Here is a 4,636-nt window from a genome sequence, read left to right on the forward strand (position 1 = left end):
GACTTCCACCACCAACTTGTCAGGAGGCTTGTAAACCGCTATGGTGTCATCGTCCATGAAGACTTGAACATCCAAGCCCTAGCCCGTTCCCGCATCGCCAAGGGCGTACAAGATGCGGGGTGGGCGCAGTTTCTGCAAATCCTTGCCTACAAAGCGGCAGAGGCTGGTAGGCGAGTTATCAAGGCAGATCCAAGGTACACGAGCCAAGACTGCCCTGTCTGCGGTTACCGGGAGAAGAAGCCCCTGTGGGTCAGGGAGTTCACCTGTCCCTCTTGTGGAACTCTTCTCCATCGGGACGTGGCCGCGGCAGTAAACATCTTGGCTAAGGCCTGGACGGGGCCTTCGGCTACAGGTCTATACCCGGAACCGCGAAGCCCCGCTCTAGAGAGCGGGGAGTCGTCACGGAAAGCCCCCGCACCTCCGCCTTGAAGAGGGCCTCGAGGACCTCCTGGAGCTTCTCCGGCCGGATGATGGCCACGATGAGCTTCATACCTCACCCCCAGGGGCTTAAGGGCGGGAGGGCCGGCCTCCGAGAGCACGGGGGTGGCCCCTTGGCCCTCCACATGGGCTTCCTCGCCATGCTGGGTCACGTCCCGGCCCATGCCTTCCCCAAGGGGGTGAAAAGGCCCACCTGCTCTGGGGAGGTGCCGAGGGCGGGGTAGGCCGTAGGGCATTCCGATCCCCTCCGCCAACCCTTACACTGAGGCCCGTGACGTGGGAGGAACTCCTAAATCGGCTTTCCCTAGGCCAGGATGAGCGTACCCTCTTCCTGCCCCCAGACCTTTCCCCGGAGGAGCTGGCCCGCTACGCCGCGGGCCTGGCCAACCACCGGGGGGGAACCCTTTTCCTGGGGGTGGACCGGGAAGGAAGGGTGGTGGGGGCCTCGGAGATCCACCCCTTGCAGATCACCCATGCCCTGTTCCAGCTCACCCAGGGGCTTCTGCTGCCCTACGTGGAGGTGGTGGAGGGGCCCTTGGGCCGGGTCCTGGCCCTGCACGTGCCCCAAAGCCCGGCGGCCATCGCCGTGGGGGCGGGGAGGGTGCCCTTTTGGGACGGCCGGAGGCTCACCGAGCTGAGGATGGGCCAAGCCTTGCCGGAGCCCGACTTCACCGCCCAGGTCCTGCCAGCGGCCAGCCTTTCCGACCTGGATCCGGTGGAGGTCTTACGCCTAAGGCGCATCCTGGAGGAGCGGGGGAGCAACCTGGCGGCCTTGCCGGATTTGGAGCTTCTCTTTGCCCTGGGGCTTTTGGCGCGGGTGGAGGGGGAGGAAAGGCCCACGGTGGCCGGGCTTCTTCTTGCGGGCACCCCCTTGGCCTTAAGGCGGCTTCTTCCCCAGGCGGAGGTGAGCTATTACTTCCACGAGGGCGAGGAGGGGTACACCTTCCGCGAGGATATGCTTCGCCCCATCCCCGCCCTTTTGGAGCGGCTTAGGGACCTGATCCAGGCCCGGAACCGGGTGCGTTACCTGATGGTGGGGCTGTTCCGCCTCGAGGTCTGGGACTTTGACCAGGAAGTCTACCGGGAGGCCCTCCTCAACGCCCTGGTGCACCGGGACTGGCAGAGCCCGGATGCCATTCAGGTGCACCACTACCCGGATCGCCTGGAGGTTTCCAACCCGGGAAGCTTCCCCCCCGGCATCACCCCGGAAAACATCCTCCGCCATCCCCCCAAAAGGCGAAACCCCCGCCTGGCGGAGGCCCTTTACCGGCTCGGCTACGTGGAGCGGGCGGGAAGCGGGGTGGATAAGATGTACCGCCTCCTCCTCAAGTACGGGAAGGAGCCCCCGGAGTACCGCCTTTTCCCCGAGGCCCTCACCCTGGTCCTCTACAACCCGGAGCTGGACGAGGCCTTCGTGCGGGAGCTGGCCGAGGCCCAGGAGCGCCTGGGCGGCTTCAGCCTGGACCACCTCATTGCCGTGGGCCACCTGCGCCGGGTGGGGGAGGCCACCTTGGAGGAGCTTTCCCGGGCCTTGCAGCTTCCTCCCGAAGCGGCCCGTAAGGTCCTTTCCCGCATGGAGCGCATGGGCCTTTTGCGCAAGGAAGGGGGGCGGTACCACCTCCTAAGGCGGGACCCCTTGGGGGAACGGGTGCTTCGCCTTTTGCAAAGGCCCTGTTCCAGGCGGGAGTTGGAGGGGGAGCTGGGGCTTTCCCCAAAGGCGGCCTTGGCCCTGTTGAACCGCCTCATCCGGGAAGGTAAGGTGGAGCGGGTGGGCCGGGGGGCGGCCACCCGCTACCGGCGCCTCTAGCCATGCCCCACCTGGTCCTATACCAGCCGGAAATCCCCCAGAATGCGGGGAACATCGCCCGCACCGCCGCCGCCTTGGGCTGGCCCTTGCACCTAATCCGGCCCCTGGGGTTTCGCCTAAAGGACCCCCGGCTCAAGCGGGCGGGCCTGGACTACTGGCCCCATGTGGACCTCCGCCTCCACGATTCCTGGGAGGCCTTTTGGGAAAGCCTGCCCCAAGGGGTGCGGGTTTGGGCCTTCAGCGCTAAGGGAAAGACCAGCCTTTACCAGGTGCGTTTCCAACCGGAGGACTACCTCCTTTTTGGCCCTGAGACCCGGGGGCTTCCCCCCGAGGTGCTGGGGAGGTTTCCCGACGTCCACATCCCCATGCCGGGGCCGGTGCGCTCCTTGAACCTGGCGGTGGCCGTGGGGGTGGCGGCCTACGAAGCCTACCGCCAGCTTGGGGCATGATGGAAGGGTGCGGGCCTATAGCACGGCTCACCTAAGGGTGGACCTTCCCCAGGGCCACCCCTTTCCCCTCTACAAGTACCGGGGGGTGGCGGAGGCCCTGAGGGGCCTCCTTCCCATCCTGCCGGCTCCGGAGGTGCCCCGGGAGGCCCTCCTTTTGGCCCACCATCCGGGATACTTGGAGAGGCTTTTCACCGTGGGGCTTTCCCGGGAGGAGTCCTTGCGCCTGGGCCTTCCCTTTAGCCCAAGCCTCCTGAAGCGGGCCCTGCATGCGGCGGGGGGAACCCTGGCGGCGGCCATGGATGCCCTGGAAGGGGGCTTGGGCCTCAACCTCTCCGGGGGTACCCACCACGCCTACCCCGACCGGGCCGAGGGGTATAGCCTCTTCAACGATGTGGCGGTGGCCGTGGCCTGGCTGAGGCGGGAGGGTTTTGGGGGCCGGGTTTTGGTGGTGGACCTGGACGCCCACCAGGGCAACGGCACCGCGGTCTTTTTCCAGGAAGACCCCACCGTTTTCACCCTTTCCCTGCACGGGGAGCGGAACTACCCCTTGAGGAAGGAGCGGAGCGACCTGGACGTGGGGCTTCCCGACGGGGTGGGGGATGAGGCCTACCTAAAGGCCCTCGAGGAGGCCCTGGAACGGGCCCAGGCCTTCCGTCCGGAGCTGGTTTTCTACAACGCTGGGGTGGACGTGTTGAGGGGAGACCGGTTTGGCCGCTTGGCCTTGAGTCCGGAAGGGGTAAGGAAGCGGGACGAGCGGGTTTTCCGCATGGCGAGGGCCTTGGGGGTGCCCTTGGTGGTGGTGATGGGCGGGGGGTATAACCGCGACCCCCGGCTTACCGTGGAGGCCCATGCGGAGACCTACCGCCTGGCCCTAAGCTCCTTGGCGTAGGTGGCCACCGCCTCCTCGAGGCTGAACCCCAGGTTGCGGTAGAGCTCCAAGGCCCCGGTTTCGTGGTCGTGGGCCCGGACCCGAAGGAGGTTGGCCCCCTTTCTCTTGGCCAGTCGGGCCGCCTCGGCCAGGAGGGCCCGCCCGATGCCCTGGCCCCGGGCCTTGGGCACCACGCCGATATAGGCCACGCTGGCCTCATGGTCCTCCAGCTCCACCTCGGCCAGGCCCACGGGGTTCTCCCCTTGGTAGGCCACCAGGAGGTGGACCTGGGGGTCCTGGAAGTGTTCCCAAAGCTCCTCGTCCGTCCACTTCAGGCGCAGGGCCCAGCCCTCCTCGCTTTCCCGGTAAAGCTCCCGATAGACGGCAGGACCGGGAAAACCTGGGCGGATGACCACCCCTTCGGGGGGTGGGTAGTCCAGGCCCTCAGGGTTCTTGACGAAAAAGTAGGTGAGGTGCAAAAGGCCGAAGTCCGCCTGCTCCAGGGCTTCCCGCACCGTGCGGTTCTCCTCCCGGGGGAAGGCGTAGAGGCGCTCTAGCCCAAGCTCCTCCGCCCGCCTCTTTGCCGCCTGCAATAGGGGTAAGAGGTCCTCCCCCCGGTAGGCCAGGGGCCCCTCGAGGGCCGCTCCATCCCAAAAGGCGTAAAGCCCCACGTACCCCGCCACCTCCCCGTCCCTCAGGAGGACCAGGCCGTCCTCCAGTTCCTCCGCCAGGCCCTCGAGGTCCCGAGCCTCCGGAGCCAGAACCCCCCGCTGGGGGCTCTCGTCCATCCAGCGGAGGAGCTTAAGGAGCCCGGGAAGGTCCTGGCGGGCCACGGGCCGGATCATGCCTCCAGTTTACTCCCCTTTCCCTGGGGAAAGGCTAGGGACAAGCGTCCAGGTTCAAGGCCTTTACCACCCCCTCCTCCCCGTAAAACTCCACCACGGAAAGCCGAGCGTAGTCCTGTTCCACCCGGAGGCCCTCTTCTGGGGGAAAGGGCAGGGCCGGGCTTAGAGAAAAGGGGAGTGCGGGGGGCCATAATGCCCCGGACCTTCAGTCCGGGGATACATGGACCCC

The 4,636-nt window shown here is 66.7% G+C and carries 5 protein-coding genes and 2 pseudogenes; 4 read left to right on the top strand and 3 right to left on the bottom strand.

Features of this window, described 5'->3' with window-relative positions; genetic code table 11:
• Positions 1-429: RNA-guided endonuclease InsQ/TnpB family protein (locus L0D16_RS12205; RefSeq protein ID WP_341474631.1), on the top strand; the 429-nt coding region annotated here is incomplete at its 5' end.
• On the opposite strand, the pseudogene L0D16_RS12610 reads toward L0D16_RS12205, so the two are convergent.
• A pseudogene (locus L0D16_RS12610) lies at positions 398-490 on the bottom strand (P-II family nitrogen regulator); the annotation flags it as partial. The gene L0D16_RS12205 and the pseudogene L0D16_RS12610 sit on opposite strands and share 32 nt — an antisense overlap.
• A 219-nt stretch (positions 491-709) precedes the next feature.
• Here L0D16_RS12610 and L0D16_RS12220 point away from each other — a divergent pair.
• The 3 genes from L0D16_RS12220 to L0D16_RS12230 are packed head-to-tail and all read left to right on the top strand — an operon-like array spanning position 710 to position 3,583.
• The gene (locus L0D16_RS12220; RefSeq protein ID WP_243032458.1) at positions 710-2,245 is read left to right on the top strand and encodes an ATP-binding protein; all 1,536 of its coding nucleotides are present in this window, start codon (positions 710-712) and stop codon (positions 2,243-2,245) included.
• Between the two features lie 2 nt (positions 2,246-2,247).
• Positions 2,248-2,694, top strand: coding sequence for a tRNA (cytidine(34)-2'-O)-methyltransferase (locus L0D16_RS12225; RefSeq protein WP_243032459.1), 447 nt, complete (start codon positions 2,248-2,250; stop codon positions 2,692-2,694).
• Positions 2,695-2,701: 7 nt separating this feature from the next.
• Entirely contained in the window at positions 2,702-3,583 is an 882-nt protein-coding gene (locus tag L0D16_RS12230) for a histone deacetylase family protein (RefSeq protein WP_243032460.1), read from the top strand.
• Here L0D16_RS12230 and L0D16_RS12235 read toward each other — a convergent pair.
• Both L0D16_RS12235 and L0D16_RS12240 read right to left on the bottom strand, forming a co-directional pair.
• Positions 3,553-4,407: a GNAT family N-acetyltransferase gene (locus L0D16_RS12235; protein WP_243032461.1), complete on the bottom strand. Its 855-nt coding sequence runs from the start codon at positions 4,405-4,407 to the stop codon at positions 3,553-3,555. The genes L0D16_RS12230 and L0D16_RS12235 overlap by 31 nt on opposite strands.
• Before the next feature lie 34 nt (positions 4,408-4,441).
• Positions 4,442-4,576 (bottom strand): annotated as a pseudogene (locus L0D16_RS12240) (histidine phosphatase family protein); the annotation flags it as partial.
• Positions 4,577-4,636 lie beyond the last annotated feature (60 nt).

Origin of the sequence: Thermus altitudinis, assembly GCF_022760835.1 — a bacterium.
Lineage (GTDB): Bacteria > Deinococcota > Deinococci > Deinococcales > Thermaceae > Thermus > Thermus altitudinis.

Coding starts and splice junctions, on each gene's coding strand:
- L0D16_RS12225 (WP_243032459.1), top strand. CDS start 2,248: ATGCCCCACCTGGTCCTATACCAGCCGGAAATCCCCCAGAATGCGGGG.
- L0D16_RS12235 (WP_243032461.1), bottom strand. CDS start 4,407: ATGATCCGGCCCGTGGCCCGCCAGGACCTTCCCGGGCTCCTTAAGCTC.